The sequence below is a fragment of the Streptomyces sp. SP17BM10 genome, assembly GCF_036322405.1.
Taxonomy (GTDB): Bacteria; Actinomycetota; Actinomycetes; order Streptomycetales; family Streptomycetaceae; genus Kitasatospora.
In genome coordinates this window covers 78,409-96,836 of sequence record NZ_JAQYXB010000576.1, presented here as the reverse complement: position 1 = coordinate 96,836, position 18,428 = coordinate 78,409, and the positions used below count along the sequence as shown (strand labels likewise).

The window sequence follows — 18,428 nt, the reverse complement described above, 5'->3', positions numbered from 1 at the left end:
CTCCGGACGGCCGGCGGATCAGGAGGAGCGCCGCACCACCAGCTCCGTCGGCAGCACCAGGCGGGACGGCTCCGCGTCCTGGCCCGCGATCTGGCGCAGCAGGAGCCCGGCCATCGTGCGGCCCATCTCCTCGATCGGCTGGCGGACGCTGGTCAGCGGCGGGTCCAGGTGGCGGGCCACCGGCGAGTCGTCGACGCCCACCAGCGCGACGTCGCCGGGCACGTCCAGACCCCTGGCCCGCAGGACGGCGAGGGCGCCGACCGCCATCAGGTCGGAGGCGGCGAACACCGCGTCGATCTCCGGGCGGCGCTCCAGCAGTTCCCGCATCGCCCGGCGGCCGCCCTCCTCCGTGAAGTCCCCGGCGGCGACGAGGCCCTCGTCCGCCGGCAGACCGGCCGCCGCCAGACCCTGGCGGTAACCCGCCAGCCGGCCCTGTGCGGCGTCCATGTCCGACGGACCGGTGATGGTCGCGATCCGGCGCCGCCCGCGCCCGGCCAGGTGCTCCACCGCCGAACGGCCCGCCCCCACGTTGTCGGAGTCGACGTACGCCACCGGCTCCTGCGGCGAACGGCGCCCGTTCAGCACGGTCGGCAGGCCCAGCGCGCGCACCTGGTCCGGCAGCGGGTCGTCCCGGTGGACCGAGACCAGCAGCACGCCGTCCACCCGCTGCGCGGCGAGGTAGCGCTCGAAGCGCTGCCGCTCCTGCTCGGTGCGGATCAGTGTGAGCAGCAACTGCTTGTCCACTGCGCCGAGTTCGGCGCTCACACCGCGGATGATGTCCAGGAAGTAGGGTTCCGCGAACACCCGGGCCTCCGTCTCCGGGACGACCAGCGCGACCGCGTCCGTCCGGCTGCCGGCCAGCGCCCTGGCCGCCGGATCGGGCACGTAGCCCAGTTCCGCGATCGCCCGGCCCACCGCCTCCTTCGTCCGTTCGCTCACCCGCGACGACCCGTTGATCACCCGGGACACCGTGCCGCGCCCGACCCCGGCCCTGGCCGCGACCTCCTCCAGGGTCGGCCTTCCGGTCTGCCGTCCGCCCACTGCCCACGCGCCTTCCGTCGCCACCACCGGTCTCGTTCCCGCCTGGCAGGGGATCGTAGGTCACCGGACGGCGGCGCCGCCACGGATCATCGGGGCCAGGACGGCGCCGCCCGGCCGAGGGGCGGGCCCCGGGGCAGTTCGGCTTCCTCCCTTGACACCGGATCAGCTGAGGAAGGAACCTTCCGACCACGACGTGGGAGCGCTCCCACTCCGGTCCTCGGTCGTCCGTCTCCCACCCCCCGCCAGACCGCTCGCCGAGCGGCGGACAGAGAGCAGGCACACCTTGCACCACCCTCCGAGCACCACGTCCGGCGGTCTGCTGGTCATCGGCAGTGCCGCCCCCTTCGACACCCCCGGGGCCGGCCTGTCCACCGTCGACCATGACGCCACCGGGAGCGGCGGTGCCGGCCCCTGTCACCTCGCCGTCCACCCCAGCGGTTCGCTCCTCTTCGCGGCCCACTACGGCGACGGCGTCCTCTCGGTGATCCCCATCGACGCCGACGACGCGCTCGCCGCCAGCGAACCGGTGCAGACCATCCGCCACCCCGATGGGGAGGCCTCCGGCCAGTTGCGCAGCCCGCACGCCCACATGGCCGCCCCCTCGCCCGACGGACGGTTCCTCCTGTGTACCGACCTCGGCACCGACCGGATCCACGTCCACGCCTTCGAGCCGGTCACCGGTCGGCTCGGCGTGCACCGAACCGTCCGGCTGCCGGCCGACCGCGGTCCCCGGCACCTGGTGTTCCACCCCTCGGCGAAGCACGTCTACGTCCTCAACGAGTTCTCCGCCACCCTCACCGTCTGCACCTGGGACGCGCTCGCGGGCCGCCTCGAACCCGTCGCCGAGCTTCCGACGCGCCGGGATCCGGATGCGCCGAACGCCAACTACGCCGCCGCCGTCCGGGTGTCCGCGGACGGCCGCTTCCTCTACACGACCAACCGCGGCGACGACGCCATCGCCGTGCACGCCCTCCACGACGACGGGGCGGCCGTCGACCTCGTCGACGTCACCGCCTGCGGCGGCTCCTGGCCCCGCGACATCGCCCTCAGCACCGACGAACGGCTCCTGTTCTGCGCCAACCAGGGCTCCGACACCCTGACGGCCTTCCGCCGCGACCCGGCCTCCGGGCGCCTGACCCCCGCCGGCGAGCCCCTCGTGATCACCGAGCCCACCTCCGTCCTGCCGGTCGTCCCCTGAGCGCCGGAGGCCTCCGTCATCACGGGACGCGGGACCACGTCGCCGTGGACCAGGCAGGCACGGCCGACCGGGCTCGTCCGCAGCGGCCCCCCGAGCGGAGCCCGTCGACGGCTTCGGGTGCGGTCATGGTGTGCCCCGGCCGCGGACGCCGCGGCAGTCCGCAGCCGGGGCGGCTCTCTCCTGATACGGGCTCAGTGCCAGTCGAAGGTGAGCGCCGGCTCGGCGTTGCGCACCAGGGCGTGGGCCTGCTCGGGCCACCAGGTGCCGGCCGGCGGGTCGACGGTGCCGTACTCCGGGTCGACCGTCGCGCCGGGGATGCTGCGGTTGCACTGCCCGTCGGACTGGCCGACCGTCTTGATCCACAGGTAGGCGTCCACGAGCGGGGTGCCGGTGTCGGCCGTGGGACGGTCGCCGACGCCGCGTCCGGGCGGGTTGCACCAGATCTGCGGGTCACCGGTGTACTTGCCCGCCGGCGGCTTCCAGGCGCCCTTCCCGTTGCGGCCGGTGTCGACGACGAAGTGGGTGAGTTCGTCCGCGGGCGGGCTGCCGACGTTCTGCCGGAACCACTGGTCGGTCCAGTGCCAGGTGGTGGGGTCGTCCACGTCGACGGAGTTGCCCGGGCGGCCGTCGTTGGGGGCGGCGGGCGAGTAGTACTGGCCGGCGCAGGAGTCGGCGTGCCCGCGTGCGGCCTCCGGGCCCTTGGTCGCGAACCAGAGGCAGTTCGCCACCCACGTGCCGTAGTGGTTGGACACGTCGGTGGCGAAGAAGTTGGAGACGTTCAGCGAGAAGCCCTGGGCACGGTCGGCCCCGGCGTCGATCAGGCGTTGGGTCATCGTGCCCACGCTCTGCCAGTGGCTGTTGCCGGCGTCCAGGTAGACGGTCGTGTTCGGCTGCTTCTCCAGGGCGTCGATCGCGTAGCGGAGGTCGGCGACGCGTCCCGCCGTGAGGGCGCCCGTGGGGTCGGTGGTCGGGGAGCAGTCGCGGGGCAGGTTGGCCAGGGCGTCGGGTTCGAGGACGATCACCGCCTTGGCGCGGCCGACGCCGCGGGCCAGCGCGGCGATCCAGGCCTGGTAGTCCGCGTCGGACCGGGCGCCTCCGGAGGAGTACTGCGAGCAGTCCCGGCCCGGGATGTCGTAGGCGACCAGGACCGGGACGGTGCCGGTGCGGGCCGCGTGGCGGACCAGGGTGCGCGCCCGCTCCTCGACCTGGCCCGGCGTGCCGTCGGAGAACCACTGGGCCTGCGGCCAGCTCGCCAGTTTCGCCATGGCGAGGGCGCCGACCGGGTCGTGGTCCGACAGGTCGCGCAAGACCTGCTGGGCGGCGTCGCCGTCCGGGTCGACGGAGAAGCGGGCGTCGGCCGACAGCCGGTGGCCGGTGGGCTTGGCGGACTCGGCCTGGGCCTGGGCCGGGACGGCGAGTCCGGTCAGCAGGGCGGCGATGCCGAGGGGGATCAGCGAGCGGGGGATACGGGGTCTCACCAGGTGTCCTCTGGTCGGGTTCTCGGGGTGGGAGCGAGGGGCGGTGCGAGCAGGGGGCGGTGCGAGCAGGGGGCGGTGCGAGTGCGAGCGGGGCCGGCCTCGGACGAGTCCGGGGCCGGCGGCGCTCCGGCGTCAGTTGCCGTAGACCATCCGGTAGGCGACCTCGGGCAGGAACTGTCCGGCGGTGGATCCGGCGCCGACGCCGCAGTTGCCGTCGGACTCGCCGGGGGCCTTGATCCACAGCAGCATCTCGGCGCCGCCGCCGACCTGCGTGGGCGTGCCGATCCTGCGCCCCGCCGGGTTGCACCACCCGCCGTTGGAGCCGTTGCCGTTGCGGCTGGTGTCGATGACGAAGGGCTTGGTGAAGCCCTTCGTGGACCCCAGGGCCGCGTTGACGGCGTTTCCGTAGGCGACGTTCTCCCCGGTGGAGAGGTAGTTCGAGACGTTCAGCGAGAACCCGTGCGCTCCGCTCACCCCGGCCGCGGCCAGGTGCTGGGCCATGGTGGCGGCGCTCAGCCAGGCGGGGTTTCCGGCGTCGAGGTAGACCCAGGTGTTCGGGGCCTTGGCGTTGAACTGCGCGATGGCGTTGCTCAGCAGGCCGTTGCGCTCGCTGACCTGGGCCTGGGTCATGCAGCTCTCGTCGCCGAGCGAGTCGGGTTCGAGGACGACCACCGCCGGCCGGTTGCCGATGCCGCCGGCGAAGGCGGCGATCCAGGTCCGGTAGGCGGCGGCGCTGCCCGCCCCGCCGCCGGACTGGCCGGCGCAGATGTCGCGGTCGGGGATGTTGTACGCCACCAGGATCGGCAGCTTGCCGTTGGCGGCGGCCGCGCCGACGAAGGCGCCGGTCGCCGTCCCGATGGTGCCGCTCCAGTTGCCGAACCAGCGTGCCATCGGCACGGCGGCGATCGACGAGCGGATGGCCGGGGCGCGGCCGTCGCCCGGATTGGCGTCGACCCACCGCTTCGCGGAGGAGTCGGGGTCCACGTAGAAGCCGTGGGTCATGCCGGTGGGGTCGGCGGCGTGGGCGCTGCCGGGGTGGAGCGTCAGAAGGGCGGTGCTCAGCACCGGGACCAGGAGCAGAGAGCGCGTTCGGAGCGAGCGGCGCATGGTTCCTCCACGGGGTGGGGTGGGGGTGGGGAGGATGGAAGCGCTTCCGGTGTCCAGATGATTGGGGTTATCCGAACCCGGTGTCAAGAGCGTGCCGCGAGTGGCTCGCATCGGCGTCCGTACCGGGATTTGGTAGATCCCGCGCCCTTCGGATGGGCTGGGATCGGCACGACGGCAAGGTGGAAGCGCTTCCAGTCCGCAAGGGCGAGCAGGTACTGTCGATCACCACCGCAGCACGGGTCGTCCGTGGAACCATGGTCCGGAGACCGCCCACCGGCAACCGCCCACCGGCAACAGGAGGGATCGACGATCGCGATGGAGACGTCTCCACGACACCAGCCGACGCTGGACGAGGTCGCCGCCCGGGCCGGCGTCTCGCGCACGGCGGCGTCCCGGGTGATCAACAACGTGCCGCACGTGAGCGCGGCCAAGCGCGCCGCGGTGGAGCGGGCGGTGCGCGAGCTCGGCTACGTGCCGAACCCGACCGCGCGGGCGCTGGCGACCCGGCGCGCGGGTGCGGTCGTACTCGCGGTGTCCAGCGACGAACCCGGGCTGTTCGCCGACCCGTTCTTCGCCGAGGTGACGGTGGGCGTCAGCTCCTACCTCGATCAGACGGACCTCGAACTGGTCCTGCTGCTGGCCGACACCCCCCGCGGCAAGGAGCGCCTACGGCGCATCCTGAGCTCCCAACGGGCGGACGGCGTGATGCTGATGGCGTTGCGCGGCGACGACCCCCTCGGCCGGCTGGCCGAGGAGACGCACCTGCCCGTGGTCTTCGGCGGCCTGCCGCTGACGGGCACGCCCAGGTGGTACGTCGACCCGGACAACCGGGGCGGTGCCCGCCTGGCCACCGAGCACCTGGTGCGCGGCGGACGCCGGAACATCGCGATGATCACCGGACAGGTCGACCTCCAGGCCGCCGTCGCCCGCGAACAGGGCTTCCGCGAGGCCCTGGTCCTGGCCGGCCGGTCCGCCGCCGGCGTGGCACCCGGCGACTTCACCCAGGCCGGCGGCGAAGCCGCGATGGAGCGGCTGCTCGCGGAACGCCCGGACATCGACGCGGTGTTCACCGCCAATGACGGCATGGCACTGGGAGCGCTGCGCGTCCTGCGCCGGCACGGCCGACGCGTCCCCGAGGACGTCGCGGTCGTCGGCTTCGACGACCTCGCGAGCGCCCTGTACGCCGACCCGCCGCTGACGACCGTGCACCAGCCGGTGCGCGCGCTCGGGCTGGAGATGGCCCGGATGCTCGTGGCCGTCATCGACGGCCAGGACCCTAGCCCCCTCGTCCTCCCCACCCGGCTGACCGTCCGCGAGTCCGCACCCGCGATCACCTGCTGACATCACCCGGACCCGGCCCCGCCGCCGGGCGGTGATCCGTCCTGCCCGCGGGGCGGCGTTCCACCCTGCCCGCCGGGCGGTGATCCGTCCTTCCGGGGACCGGTGGACCGCTCAAACACCCCTGCTGCAACATCTCTTGACAGTTTCTCTCGGAGGGAGCAAGGTTCCCGATTGGGAGCGCTCCCACGCCTCGATCGCCACTCCCGGAGCTGCCGGACCGCGTCCGCCCCGGCCCCTCCCGCACCACCTTCAGCCGCTCCCCACCGACCGCTCGGGGCACCGCTCACGGCGCCCCGAGCGCGGCCCCACCCCCGCGCGTCCCGCCACTGGTCCTGGAGAACCCCATGTTCCTGCGCAGCCGTTCCCACAGAGCCCCCGCCCTCCTGTCGGTCGCCGTCGTCACCGCGGCCCTGGTCACCGGCTGCTCCTCCGGAGGGTCCGGCTCGGACGACCCGAACGCCGAGATCACGCTCACCGTGGGCGACTTCGGCACCTTCGGCTACAAGGAGGCCGGGCTCTTCGACGAGTACACGAAGGCTCACCCGAACATCACGATCAAGGAGAACTCCACCACGGTGGAGGGCGACTACTGGACCGCGCTGCAGACCCGGCTGTCGGGCGGCGGGCTCGACGACGTCCAGGCCCTCGAGGTGAGCCGGATAGCGCTGGCCACCTCCGACCAACTCAGCTCCGCCTTCACCGATCTGTCGCACGCCCAGGGCGTCGACAAGGACGCCTACCTGCCGTGGAAGTGGAAGCAGGCGACCACCGCCCAGGGCAAGACCGTCGGCCTGGGCACGGACGTCGGCCCCATGGCCATCTGCTACCGCCAGGACCTCTTCCAGGCAGCGGGCCTGCCCGGGGACCCCGCCGCGGTCAGCGCCCTGTGGGCGGGCGACTGGGCGAAGTACGTCGAGGTCGGCCGCCAGTACCAGGCCAAGGCCCCCAAGGGCACCTTCTTCATGGACACCGCCACCGGCCTGTACAACGGCGTGGTCTCCTCCAACACCGAGCAGTACTACAAGAACGGCAAGGCCGACTACCAGAACTCCGCCGGGGTGAAGAACGGCTGGAAGCTGGCCGCGGACGCGGTGCAGGCCGGCATCACCCAAGGGCTCAAGGAATTCGACACGCCCTGGCAGACCGCCTTCTCCAACTCCACGTTCGCCACCACGGTCTGCCCGTCCTGGCAGCAGGCCAACATCGAGAAGTACTCCGGCCCGGGTAACACCGGGAAGTGGAACATCGCGCAGGCTCCCGCCGCCGGGAACTGGGGCGGATCGTTCCTGACGGTGCCGGCCTCCGGCAAGCACGTGGCCCAGGCCCAGGCGCTGGCCGTGTGGCTCACCGCGCCCGAGCAGCAGGCCAAGGTCTTCCAGAAGGTCGGGAACATCCCCGCCAACCAGAAGGCGTACGCGCTCCCGGGCGTCACGGACTTCACCAACCCGTACATCGGCCCGAAAGCCCCGACCGGGCAGATCTTCTCCACCGCCGCCAAGGCCATCCAGCCGGCCGAGACCGGGCCGCACCACGGCGACTTCCACGGGGCGTTCGGCAACGGCGTGCAGCTGATGGAGCAGAACCACCAGAGCCCCGACGAGGCCTGGGCCGCCACCGTCAAGCAGATCGCGAGCACCGTCCAGTAACCGCGGGCCTGACCGTGCGGACCGCCCGGCACCCCTCCCCCGGCCGGTCCGCACGGCTGCCGCCCACGAACAGCCGACACCGACCCGACCCTGTCCAGAACGACGCGACGACCCCACCCGGCCGTCGACCCGGCACGGAGGAACCAGTGGCCACCCCGACCAGCACCCACCGAAGAGACCCGGCCGACCCACCCGCCCCGAGCGCGCCGGTACGCCGCGGAACGCCGACGGGCCTGCGCGGCCGGCTGCACCGCTGGGACCACGCCGCCTCGCCCTACGTGTTCGTCGCACCCTTCTTCGTGGTGTTCGCGGTCTTCGGACTCTTCCCCCTCCTCTACACCGGCTGGCTGTCCCTGCACCAGGTCAGCCTCTACAACGTCGACCAGACCGACTGGGTCGGTCTCCAGAACTACCGTGACCTGCTGACCGGGCCGGCGAGCGACCTCTTCTGGCACGCCCTGCGCAACACGGTCACCCTCGGTGTGCTGTCCACCGTCCCGCAACTCCTGATCGCGCTCGGCCTCGCCCACCTGCTCAACTACCGCCTCCCGGCCCGTGGTTTCTTCCGGACGGCGCTGCTCGCGCCGTACGCGACGTCGGTCGCCGCCGCCACGCTCGTCTTCGCGCTGATCTTCAGCCCCGAGGGCGGCATGGCCAACTGGCTGCTCGGCCTGGTGGGCGCCGGACCGATCCGCTGGGAAGCCGGCACCTGGAGCTCCCAGCTCGCCGTCTCCGTGATCGTCATCTGGCGCTGGACCGGCTACAACGCGCTGATCTACCTCGCCGCGATGCAGGCCGTCCCCCGCGAGCTGTACGAGGCCGCCGCGATCGACGGAGCCAACCGCTGGCGGCAGTTCCGCCACGTCACGATCCCCGAGCTGCGCCCGACCATCCTGTTCACCGTCGTCGTCTCGTTCATCGGATCGACCCAGCTCTTCGGGGAGCCGTACCTGTTCGGCGGGCAGAGCGGCCACCAGGGCGGCGCCGGCCACCAGTACGAGACCCTCGGCATCCTCATGTACGACCAGGGCTTCCACTACAGCCTGCTCGGACGCGCCTCCGCCATCGCCTGGCTGATGTTCGGCCTGCTCCTGCTGGTCGGCCTGGCCAACACGCTCGTCGCCCGCCGCCTGCGCGCCGCCACGTGACCCGGAAGGACGACGACATGACCACCATCCCCGCACCCGCAGCCGCCGCCGAACCGCGCGGCACCGGGCGCCGGAACCGGCTGCGCTCCCCGGGCGCGGGAGACCAGCACCGGGCCGGGCCGTTCGCCCTGGCGACGCTGGTCCTGGCCGCCCTCGCCTCGCTGTTCCCGCTGTACTGGACGCTCGTCGCAGCGTCGACCGACAGCCACCGGGTGGTCTCCACGCCCCCGCCGCTCCTGCCCGGCTCGAACCTGTTCCACAACATCGGCTACGTGTGGGACAACGCCGGGGCGCGCGGCATGGGCGTCGCGCTGCTCAACTCGACCCTGGTCGCCGGCACCGTCGCGCTCAGCACGGTGGCGTTCTCCGTCCTCGCCGGCTTCGCGTTCGCCAAGCTGCGCTTCCGCGGCCGCGGCGCGCTGCTGGCCCTCGTCGTCGCCACCATGGCCGTGCCCGCCCAGGTGAGCGTCGTGCCGCTGTTCATCCTGATGCGGCACCTGGGGCTCGGCAACAACCTCGGCGCCCTCATCCTGCCGTCCCTGGTCACCGCCTTCGGCGTCTTCTTCATGCGCCAGTACCTCACCCAGGCCCTGCCCAGCGAACTGCTGGAGGCGGCCCGGGTGGACGGCGCGCACTCGCTGCGCGTCGTCTGGCACGTCGTCCTGCCGATCGCCCGGCCCGCCATGGCCGTGCTGGGGATGCTCGTCTTCGTGCAGTCCTGGAACGACTTCCTGTGGCCCATCATCGCGATGAACGGCGCCACCAATCCCACCGTCCAGGTCGCCCTCGCCGGGCTCGGCACCGGCTGGTCCACCGACTGGTCCGTCATCACCGCCGGCGCGCTCATCGGCACCGCACCGCTGCTCCTGGTCTTCACCGTCTTCGGCCGACAGATCGTCGGCGGTATCACCCAGGGCGCACTCAAGGGGTGACCGGCCGCCGGGCCCTCCCGCGGGATCCCCCGGGGACGGGCCCCCGGCCGGCACCCGATGGTCACCACATCTCAATTGGAGCACTCCTGTCATGACCGCGCTCCCACCGGACATCGGTTCCGCCCGACGCGCGTTCCCCCCGGGCTTCGCCTGGGGTACGGCCACCGCCGCCTACCAGATCGAGGGTGCCGTCGCGGAGGACGGCCGCACCCCGTCGATCTGGGACACCTTCAGCCACACTCCCGGCAAGGTCGACGGCGGGGACACCGGCGACATCGCGGTGGACCACTACCACCGGTTCCGCGAGGACGTCCGGATGATGGCCGACCTCGGCCTGACCTCCTACCGGTTCTCCATCGCCTGGCCCCGCGTCCAGCCCACCGGCCGCGGCCCGGCCTCCGAACGCGGCCTGGACTTCTACCGGGCACTGACCGACGAACTCCTCGCCCACGGCATCACCCCGGTCGCCACCCTCTACCACTGGGACCTGCCCCAGGAGTTGGAGAACCCGTCGAACGGGGGCCCCGCCGGGGACGGCGGCTGGCCGGCGAGGGAGACCGCGTACCGCTTCGCCGACTACGCGGCACTCGCCGCCGAGGCGCTCGGCGACCGGGTGCCCACCTGGATCACCCTCAACGAGCCCTGGTGCAGCGCCTTCCTCGGTTACGGCGCCGGCGTCCACGCCCCCGGCCGCACCGACCCCGGCGACGCGCTGCGCGCCGCCCACCACCTCAACCTCGGCCACGGCCTGGCCGTCGGCGCCCTGCGCGCCGCGCTGCCCGCCTCCGCCCAGGTGTCCGTCTCACTCAACCTGCACGTCGTGCGGCCGCTCGGCGACCGCCCGCAGGACCTGGAGGCCGCCCGCCGGATCGACGCCGTCGGCAACCGGATCTGGACCGGCCCGATGTTCCGGGCCCGGTACGACGAGGACCTCCTCGAGGACACCGCCCACCTGGTCGACTGGGACGCCCTGGTCCACGACGGCGACCTCACCGAGACCTCCCGCCCGATCGACCTGCTCGGCCTCAACTACTACAACCCGACCGTCGTCTCCGCCTCCGCGGACCCCGAGCACCGTCCGCGTGAGGACGGGCACGGCTCCGGCGCCCACTCGCCCTGGCCGGGCGCCGACGCCGTCGCCTTCCACCGCGCCAACGACGACGTCACCGCCATGGGTTGGCCGATCGACCCCACCGGGCTGTCCGACGCGCTGCTCACCATGCACCGCGAGTTCGGCCTGCCCCTGATCATCAGCGAGAACGGCGCGGCGTTCCAGGACACCGTCGCCCCCGACGGCACCGTCCACGACCCCGAACGGACCGCCTACCTCCGGCGTCACCTCGACGCCGTCGCCGACGCCATCGACGCCGGCGCCGACGTCCGCGGCTACTTCCTCTGGTCCCTGCTCGACAACTTCGAGTGGGCGTACGGCTACGACAAGCGCTTCGGCATCATCCACGTCGACTACGACACCCTGGTGCGCACGCCCAAGAGCAGCGCCCACTGGTACGCCGAGGTGATCCGCCGCGGCGGACCGGACTGAAGGCCCCGGGCCGACGGGGGCGGCCACGGGGAAGCGGCGGCCGTCCTCGCACGGGAGCACTCCCGTGCCCGCGACCGTCCAGCGCCAAGACCGCCCGGGAGCCTCCGAGATCAACGCGCCCCGGCGCCGCACCGGAACTCCGTTGCGGCGGCGGGGCGTTCGACGCCTACCGGGTCCGCCCTCAGGCCACGGGCACGCCGCTGCCCGCGATCACCTCGGGCCGCAGCAGGGCGCTGAGCTTCTCGGCCGGGAGCAGCCCCTTCTCCAGGACCAGCTCGGCCACGCCCCGGCCGCTGGCGAGGGCCTCCTTGGCGATGTCGGTCGCCGCGGTGTACCCGATGTGCGGGTTGAGGGCGGTCACGAGGCCGATGGAGTTCTCGACGGTCGCGCGCAGCACCTCCGTGTTGGCGGTGATTCCGACGACGCAGCGCTCGGCGAGCGTGAGGCAGGCCGCCCGCAGGTGGGTGATCGACTCGGACAGCGAGTGCAGGATGATCGGCTCGAAGGCGTTGAGCTGGAGCTGCCCCGCCTCGGCGGCCATCGTGACGGTGACGTCGTTGCCGATCACCTCGAAGGCGACCTGGTTGACGACCTCGGGGATCACCGGGTTCACCTTGCCCGGCATGATGCTCGAACCGGCCTGCACCGGCGGCAGGTTGATCTCGCCCAGGCCCGCTCGCGGGCCGGAGGACAGCAGTCGCAGGTCGTTGCAGCTCTTCGACAGCTTGACGGCGATGCGCTTGAGCACGCCGGACATCTGGACGAACGCCCCGCAGTCCTGGGTGGCCTCGACCAGGTTCGCCGCGGTGACGAGGGGCAGCCCGGTCAGGTCGGCGAGGTGGCGGCGCGCGGACTCGGCGTATCCGGCGGGCGCGTTGAGGCCCGTGCCGATCGCGGTCGCGCCGAGGTTGATCTCGTGGATCAGTTCGACGGCCTCCGCGAGCCGGCTGCGGTCCTCGTCGAGCATGACCGCGAACGTCGAGAACTCCTGGCCGAGCGTCATCGGCACGGCGTCCTGGAGCTGCGTGCGGCCCATCTTCAGGACGTCGCGGAACTCGACGGCCTTGCGGGCGAAGGCGTCCTGGAGGACGGCCATCGCGTCGAGCAGGCCCCGCACGGCGAACACGGTCGCGATCCGGACGGCGGTCGGGTAGACGTCGTTGGTGGACTGGCCGAGGTTGACGTCCTCGTTGGGGTGCAGGTGGTGGTACTCGCCCTTCGCGTGCCCCAGCAGCTCCAGCGCCCGGTTGGCGACGACCTCGTTGGCGTTCATGTTGGTCGAGGTGCCGGCGCCGCCCTGGATGACGTCGACGACGAACTGGTCGTGCAGTTCGCCGCCGCGGATCTCGCGGCAGGCCGTGACGATCGCCCCGGCCTTCGCGGGTTCCAGCAGGCCGAGCTCCTCGTTGGCGAGGGCGGCGGCCTCCTTGACGGCGGCCAGGGCGTCGATCAGGTGCGGGTAGGCGGAGATGGGCGTGCCCGTGATGGGGAAGTTCTCGGTCGCGCGGAGCGTGTGGACGCCCCAGTAGGCGTCGGCGGGGACGTCCCGGTCTCCGAGCAGGTCGTGTTCGCTGCGGGTGGCGGCGGTCATGGGTGTGCGGTCCTCTTCTTCCGTGGAGCGGTGGGTCGGGTCAGGCGGGGGCGAGCAGGGCCGACGGGTCCAGGGCCGCCACCGGCCGGACGCCCCCGACGGGCCGGCCACCACCGGTGGCCGGCTCCCCCGCGAACCCGGTGAGCAGCCGCGGGTCGACCCCCGCCAGGGCCAGCGCCGCGGCCGCCACCGGGACGCGCGCCCGGTTCGCACCGTCGGAGATCTTCACGGCGACGGCTCGGCCGTCCGGCAGCGCGGCGACCTGGACGCCCTCGAAGCCGTCCTTCGCCAGCAGACCGGGCACCGCGCGCATCAGCGCGGCCACGTCCCGTCCCGTACCGGAGGCCATCTCCGGGTGCCCGCGCAGCGCGTGCGCGACGCGGGACTCGGGCGTCCCGCGGGTGCCGGCGGCGATGCGGGCGGCGGCCCGGGCGAGGCCGTGCAGGGAGACGGCGAACAGCGGGGTGCCGCAGCCGTCGACGGTGACGTGCGCGACGCGTTGACCGGTGAGGTCTTCGACGGTCCCGGCGATCACCCGTTGGAGCGGGTGGGCGGGATCGTCGTAGTCCGCCGTCGGCCAGCCGTTGAGCTTGCACAGGTAGAGCATCGCGGCGTGCTTGCCCGAGCAGTTCTGGGCGAGCCGGGAGGGCGGGCGGCCCTCCCGGACCCAGGTGTCCCGGACGGCCGGGTCGTACGGCAGGTCCGGCACGTTGCGCAGGTCGTCCTCGGACAGGCCTGCGAGGTCCAGGATCCGCCGGGCTCCGGCGAGGTGGCGCTCCTCGCCGGAGTGGCTGCCCATGGCGAGGGAGAGAAGTTCGCCGTCGAGCGGCAATCCCGCCCGGACCATGGCGACGGCCTGGACCGGTTTGAGGGCCGAGCGCGGGTAGCAGGCGGCCTCGACGTCGCCGAGCCGGAACCGGAGCTCGCCGTCGCCGCCGAGGACGACGACGGATCCGTAGTGGGTGCCCTCGACCACTCCGGCCCGGGTGAGGTGGGCGACGGGCGCGTGGCGGGGCTCGCGGATCGCGGGCGCGTCCGCGAGGGGACTGCTGGACATGACTGCCTCGTTGGGGTGGTGGATGTGGTGCTGACCGGTGTGCCGGAGGGTGGCGGCCCGCGGCGAGGAGGTGACGGGCCCGTCAGGTCCCGTGAGCGGTGTCCGCGTTCAGCCGTCGGTCCCGGCGGCGGCGCGCGCGATCCGTCCGCGGATCGCGTACCAGCCCGCGACCAGCGCTCCGCCGACCAGCGGGAGGCACAGCACGGTGGTGCGTCCGGCGCCGCCGTCGGCGTACATGAGGACCAGGACGGAGACGAGGAAGGCGAGCGTCACGAGTTCGGTCCACGGCGAGCCGGGCAGGCGGTAGCCGGGCCGGGTGAGTTCGCCCCGGCGGGTCTTGCGCCAGAAGAGGTAGTGGCAGACCATGATCATGCCCCAGGTGGCGAGGATGCCGATCGCCGCGAAGTTCAGCACGATCTCGAACGCGTCGGCGGGGACCACGAAGTTGAGGCCGACGCCGAGGACGCACATGCCGCCGGTCAGCAGGATGCCGCCGTACGGCACCTGGCTGCGGCTCATGCGGGCGGTGAACCGGGGCGCCGAACCGCTCACGGCCATCGACCGCAGGATGCGGCCCGTGGAGTAGAGGCCGGAGTTGAGCGAGGACATGGCCGCGGTGAGGACGACGAGGTTCATCACGCCGCCGGCCGCCGGGACGCCGATGTGGGAGAGCACGGTCACGAACGGGCTCTGGCCGGAGCTGTACCTGTTCCAGGGCAGCAGCATCGACAGGAGGAGGACCGAGCCGACGTAGAACAGTCCCACGCGCCACATGATCGAGTTGATCGCCTTCGGCATGATCTTCTCGGGGTTCTCGGTCTCCCCCGCCGTGACGCCGACGAGTTCCACGGAGGCGTAGGCGAAGACGACGCCCTGGATGATCAGCAGCATCGGCATCAGGCCGTTGGGGAAGATCCCGCCGTTGGCGGTGATCAGGGACGGACCGGGAACGGCGCCGTCGACCGGGTGCCGGGTGACCAGCAGGAAGATCGCGATGCCCATGAACACGAGCAGCGCGCCGACCTTGACGATGGCGAACCAGAACTCCAGTTCGCCGAACATCCGCACCGAGATGAGGTTCACGGTCAGCACCAGGGCCAGGGCTATGAGCGCGATCACCCACTGCGGGACGCTGGAGAACAGGTGCCAGTAATGGGCGTACGTGGCGACGGCGGTGATGTCGGCGATGCCGGTGGTCGCCCAGTTGAGGAAGTACATCCAGCCCGCGGTGTACGCGCCCTTCTCGCCCAGGAACTCCCGGGCGTACGACACGAATGCGCCGGAGGACGGGCGGTACAGGACGAGTTCGCCGAGCGCGCGCACGACGAGGAAGGCGAAGACTCCGCAGACGGCGTACGCGACGAACAGGGAGGGCCCCGCGTCGGCGAGCCGCCCGCCCGCGCCGAGGAAGAGGCCGGTGCCGATGGCCCCGCCGATGGCGATCATGTTGACGTGCCGGGGTTTCAGGGACTTGCTGTAGCCGGTGTCGCCGGCGTCGACGTGACGGGTCGTGGGGCGCTTCTCGTCTTTGAGGAACTGCTCGCTCACGCCTCGGATCTGCCTTCCGTGGGGGTGTCCGTGCGCTTGGGGCGCACGATGTCGGTGAGGGTCGCCTCGACGCGGTGCAGGTGGTGCGACATCGCCGCCACCGCGTCGGGCTCGGAACCGTCGACCAGCGCCTCGACGATCGCCCGGTGCTCGCAGTTCGACTGCTCGCGCCGGCCGCCGAGTTCGTTGAGGAAGGTGGACTGACGCGCCAGTGCGTCACGGATCTCCTCGATGACCCGGCGGAAGACCGGGTTGCGGGAGGCCTCGGCCACCGCCAGGTGGAAGACGGTGTCCAGCGCGACCCACGCGGTGGTGTCGGTCTCCCGTTCCATCCGGTCGAGCAGGTGGGCCAGGTGGTCCAGGTCCTCCGGAGTGCGGCGCAGCGCCGCGTACCCGGCGACCGGGATCTCGACGTGCCGTCGGACCTCCAGGAGGTCGCTGGCCGCGTAGTCGCCGAACGTGGGGTCCTCGACCGTGTTCGCCACGACGAAGGTGCCCTTGCCGGTCTTCGAAACGGTCAGGCCCATGGCCTGGAGGGCGCGGAGCGCCTCCCTCAGCACGGGCCGGCTGACCTCGAGGGTGCGGCACAGCTCCGCTTCGGAGGGGAGCTTGTCCCCCACGACGTACTGACCGCGCTCGATGGCGCTGCGCAGGTGGCCGAACACGGCTTCCATCGCGCTCACGCGGCGGGGGGCCGACCCTGCTGTCTGGCTGTCTGACAGGTTCACGGGCCGATCCTGGGGGTTGCACCCGAGCGGTGTCAAGGGGTCGGCGCCGACATGACGGCGGGCGGTGTCGTCCGCACGGCACGCTCCCCCGGATCTCCCGCCCTGCGCGGCCCCGCGTTCGCGATGGAGCGCGCCGCGGCCACCAGGGCGTACACCACCGCCGAGTCGAAGGCCATCTCCGGATGCCACTGCACGCCGACGGCGAAGCGGTGCCTGGTGCTCTCCACCGCCTCCACCGTTGCGTCCATGGCGTGGGCAGCCACGACCAGACCCGCCCCGAGCCGGTCCACCGCCTGGTGGTGGTGCGTGGCGACGTTCCTCGTCCCCGGCAGGAGCGCCCCGATCCGGGTGCCCGGGACGGTCGTGACGGCGTGGGAGGCGAAGTGGCCCGGACGCACGTCGTGACCGTCGTGCCCCACCCTGTCGGGCAGGTGCTGGATCAACGTCCCGCCCGCGTGCACGTTCATCAACTGCATGCCCCTGCACACCCCGAGCACCGGGATGTCCCGCCCGAGACCGGCGGCCAGGACGGCCAGTTCCCACCGGTCGCGTTCCCGGACGGGGGCACCCGAGCACGGATGCGGTGCTGCTCCGTAGAGCGCCGGATCGAGGTCCTCACCACCGGTGAGGACGAGCGCGTCCAGGCGTGCGACGACGTCGGCCGCGGCTCCGGGATCATCCGGTGGCAGCAGGACCGCGTGGCCGCCCGCGGCCTGAACGGCGCTGGCGTACGCGGCGGGCAGGAGCACGGCCGGCAACTCCCACTCCCCCCACTGGGCGTCGGTGAGGTAGGTGGTGAGTCCGACGAGTGGCTTGGGCATACCACTTCCTTTCAGGGGTCCGGAGGTCGGTCGTCGACGGCCGTCTCCCCCGCGGGCCGCCCGGCCGACACGCGAACGGACGGGCCGCGGAGGAGGGGGTGCACGGCACTGCGAGCGCGCGGACGCGCTCGACGACGAGGGGGGAAGGGTTCACCGCGGACCCGGGGAAGGGAGACTTGCGCATCCGGGCCGCGAGCAAGAATCCTGCTGCCATTCACCCTTAAGCACAAGAAAAGACGTCTTCGCGACAGATAAGTGAGCCTTAACTCCGTGCAGAGCCTCGATCCCCGCCTGCTCGCCACCCTCGAAGCCGTCGTCCGCCACGGCTCCTTCAACGCCGCCGCGCGCGAGCTCGGCTACAGCGCACCCGCCGTCTCGCAGCAGGTCGCCGAACTCGAACGCCGCACCGGCCTCAGGGTGTTGGAACGCCGGCCCGTGCGCCCCACCCCGGCCGGCGAAGTCCTCCTCGACGCCGAGCAACGCGTACGGGGCGCACTGGCGGCCGCGTCCGTGGAACTCGACGCCATGCGCGCGGGAACGGCCGGCCGGATCCGGCTCGGCGCCTTCGCCTCCGCCGCCACCGGCATCGTCCCGCAGGCCCTGGCGGAGCTCCACACCGCGTACCCCGACGTGCAGGTCAGCCTCTCCCAGCTGGAACCGCACGCCGGCTACAGCCGACTCAAGCGCGGGGACATGGACCTGGCCCTGAGCTACGACTACGACTTCATCCCCCTGCCGGCACCGCGCACGCTCCGGCGGACACTGATCGCCCGGGACCCGGTCGTGGCGGTGGTCCCGGCCGACCACCACCTCGCCGACCGGGACGTCATCGACCTCGCCACCCTCGCGTCCGAGACGTGGATAGCGGCACCGGAGGCGGCGCTGCGCCTGGAACTGCTCGCCCAGATGGCCAAGACGCCGGGCTTCCAGGCCCGCCTGGAGTACGAGGGCGACGACTTCAACACCGTGCTCGGCTTCGTCGCCGCGGGCCTGTGCGTCGCCGTCATGCCGCAGCTGGCCCTCCCCCGCGGCAGCACCCGGGTCGTGGCACGTCCCCTGGCCGACCCGGAGCTGACGCGCTTCATCTACGCCGTCCGCATCGACACCCGGCACGCCCCGCGCGCCCTGCTGGCCCTGGAGGAGATGCTCGCCGCGCAGGCACGGGCCGCCCTGTCCTGAGACGCGGCCCCGGGCCCCCGCCGGGCGCGGAGGGCGACGTCTCGGCCACACCGGCGGGCAGCCCGCCCCG

The 18,428-nt window shown here is 72.6% G+C and carries 15 protein-coding genes; 7 read left to right on the top strand and 8 right to left on the bottom strand.

Features of this window, described 5'->3' with window-relative positions:
• Positions 1-18: 18 nt before the first annotated feature.
• Positions 19-1,041 (bottom strand): LacI family DNA-binding transcriptional regulator, encoded by a 1,023-nt coding sequence (locus PUR71_RS16620; RefSeq protein WP_329927770.1) that lies wholly within the window; start codon positions 1,039-1,041, stop codon positions 19-21.
• Between the two features lie 283 nt (positions 1,042-1,324).
• On the opposite strand from PUR71_RS16620, the gene PUR71_RS16615 reads away from it, so the two are divergent.
• Entirely contained in the window at positions 1,325-2,239 is a 915-nt protein-coding gene (locus tag PUR71_RS16615) for a lactonase family protein (RefSeq protein WP_329927769.1), read from the top strand.
• Between the two features lie 191 nt (positions 2,240-2,430).
• On the opposite strand, the gene PUR71_RS16610 is transcribed toward PUR71_RS16615, so the two are convergent.
• Entirely contained in the window at positions 2,431-3,717 is a 1,287-nt protein-coding gene (locus PUR71_RS16610; RefSeq protein ID WP_329927768.1) for a glycoside hydrolase family 6 protein, read from the bottom strand.
• Between the two features lie 132 nt (positions 3,718-3,849).
• Positions 3,850-4,824: a glycoside hydrolase family 6 protein gene (locus PUR71_RS16605; RefSeq protein WP_329927767.1), complete on the bottom strand. Its 975-nt coding sequence runs from the start codon at positions 4,822-4,824 to the stop codon at positions 3,850-3,852.
• Between the two features lie 315 nt (positions 4,825-5,139).
• On the opposite strand from PUR71_RS16605, the gene PUR71_RS16600 reads away from it, so the two are divergent.
• The 5 genes from PUR71_RS16600 to PUR71_RS16580 all read left to right on the top strand — a co-directional run bounded on the left by PUR71_RS16600 (position 5,140) and on the right by PUR71_RS16580 (position 11,434).
• A complete protein-coding gene (locus PUR71_RS16600; RefSeq protein ID WP_329927766.1) occupies positions 5,140-6,165 on the top strand; it encodes a LacI family DNA-binding transcriptional regulator in 1,026 nt (341 codons plus the stop codon).
• Positions 6,166-6,509: 344 nt separating this feature from the next.
• The gene (locus PUR71_RS16595) at positions 6,510-7,811 is read left to right on the top strand and encodes an ABC transporter substrate-binding protein (RefSeq protein WP_329927765.1); all 1,302 of its coding nucleotides are present in this window, start codon (positions 6,510-6,512) and stop codon (positions 7,809-7,811) included.
• 146 nt (positions 7,812-7,957) lie between these two features.
• Positions 7,958-8,959 (top strand): carbohydrate ABC transporter permease, encoded by a 1,002-nt coding sequence (locus PUR71_RS16590; protein ID WP_443077463.1) that lies wholly within the window; start codon positions 7,958-7,960, stop codon positions 8,957-8,959.
• A gap of 17 nt (positions 8,960-8,976) precedes the next feature.
• Positions 8,977-9,891 carry a carbohydrate ABC transporter permease gene (locus PUR71_RS16585; RefSeq protein WP_329927764.1) on the top strand — a complete coding sequence of 305 codons (915 nt, stop codon included), beginning with the start codon at positions 8,977-8,979 and terminating at the stop codon, positions 9,889-9,891.
• 91 nt (positions 9,892-9,982) lie between these two features.
• Positions 9,983-11,434: a GH1 family beta-glucosidase gene (locus PUR71_RS16580; RefSeq protein ID WP_329927763.1), complete on the top strand. Its 1,452-nt coding sequence runs from the start codon at positions 9,983-9,985 to the stop codon at positions 11,432-11,434.
• Positions 11,435-11,615: 181 nt separating this feature from the next.
• On the opposite strand, the gene aspA is transcribed toward PUR71_RS16580, so the two are convergent.
• From aspA to PUR71_RS16555, 5 genes are all read right to left on the bottom strand, one after another.
• The gene (gene aspA / locus PUR71_RS16575; protein ID WP_329927762.1) at positions 11,616-13,025 is read right to left on the bottom strand and encodes an aspartate ammonia-lyase; all 1,410 of its coding nucleotides are present in this window, start codon (positions 13,023-13,025) and stop codon (positions 11,616-11,618) included.
• A gap of 40 nt (positions 13,026-13,065) precedes the next feature.
• Positions 13,066-14,082: an asparaginase gene (locus tag PUR71_RS16570; RefSeq protein ID WP_329927761.1), complete on the bottom strand. Its 1,017-nt coding sequence runs from the start codon at positions 14,080-14,082 to the stop codon at positions 13,066-13,068.
• Positions 14,083-14,190: 108 nt separating this feature from the next.
• Positions 14,191-15,630 carry an amino acid permease gene (locus tag PUR71_RS16565; RefSeq protein WP_329927760.1) on the bottom strand — a complete coding sequence of 480 codons (1,440 nt, stop codon included), beginning with the start codon at positions 15,628-15,630 and terminating at the stop codon, positions 14,191-14,193.
• The gene (locus PUR71_RS16560) at positions 15,627-16,304 is read right to left on the bottom strand and encodes a FadR/GntR family transcriptional regulator (protein ID WP_329927864.1); all 678 of its coding nucleotides are present in this window, start codon (positions 16,302-16,304) and stop codon (positions 15,627-15,629) included. Before PUR71_RS16560 ends, PUR71_RS16565 begins: the two co-directional genes overlap by 4 nt.
• A gap of 86 nt (positions 16,305-16,390) precedes the next feature.
• Entirely contained in the window at positions 16,391-17,179 is a 789-nt protein-coding gene (locus PUR71_RS16555; protein ID WP_329927759.1) for a gamma-glutamyl-gamma-aminobutyrate hydrolase family protein, read from the bottom strand.
• Positions 17,180-17,449: 270 nt separating this feature from the next.
• On the opposite strand from PUR71_RS16555, the gene PUR71_RS16550 reads away from it, so the two are divergent.
• A complete protein-coding gene (locus PUR71_RS16550) occupies positions 17,450-18,358 on the top strand; it encodes a LysR family transcriptional regulator (RefSeq protein ID WP_329927758.1) in 909 nt (302 codons plus the stop codon).
• Positions 18,359-18,428: the final 70 nt, after the last annotated feature.

Excerpts from the sequence above, each read along its gene's own strand:
- PUR71_RS16605 (WP_329927767.1), bottom strand. The coding sequence starts at position 4,824 with ATGCGCCGCTCGCTCCGAACGCGCTCTCTGCTCCTGGTCCCGGTGCTG.
- PUR71_RS16600 (WP_329927766.1), top strand. The coding sequence starts at position 5,140 with ATGGAGACGTCTCCACGACACCAGCCGACGCTGGACGAGGTCGCCGCC.
- PUR71_RS16595 (WP_329927765.1), top strand. The coding sequence starts at position 6,510 with ATGTTCCTGCGCAGCCGTTCCCACAGAGCCCCCGCCCTCCTGTCGGTC.
- PUR71_RS16585 (WP_329927764.1), top strand. The coding sequence starts at position 8,977 with ATGACCACCATCCCCGCACCCGCAGCCGCCGCCGAACCGCGCGGCACC.
- PUR71_RS16580 (WP_329927763.1), top strand. The coding sequence starts at position 9,983 with ATGACCGCGCTCCCACCGGACATCGGTTCCGCCCGACGCGCGTTCCCC.
- aspA (WP_329927762.1), bottom strand. The coding sequence starts at position 13,025 with ATGACCGCCGCCACCCGCAGCGAACACGACCTGCTCGGAGACCGGGAC.
- PUR71_RS16570 (WP_329927761.1), bottom strand. The coding sequence starts at position 14,082 with ATGTCCAGCAGTCCCCTCGCGGACGCGCCCGCGATCCGCGAGCCCCGC.
- PUR71_RS16560 (WP_329927864.1), bottom strand. The coding sequence starts at position 16,304 with ATGGAAGCCGTGTTCGGCCACCTGCGCAGCGCCATCGAGCGCGGTCAG.
- PUR71_RS16555 (WP_329927759.1), bottom strand. The coding sequence starts at position 17,179 with ATGCCCAAGCCACTCGTCGGACTCACCACCTACCTCACCGACGCCCAG.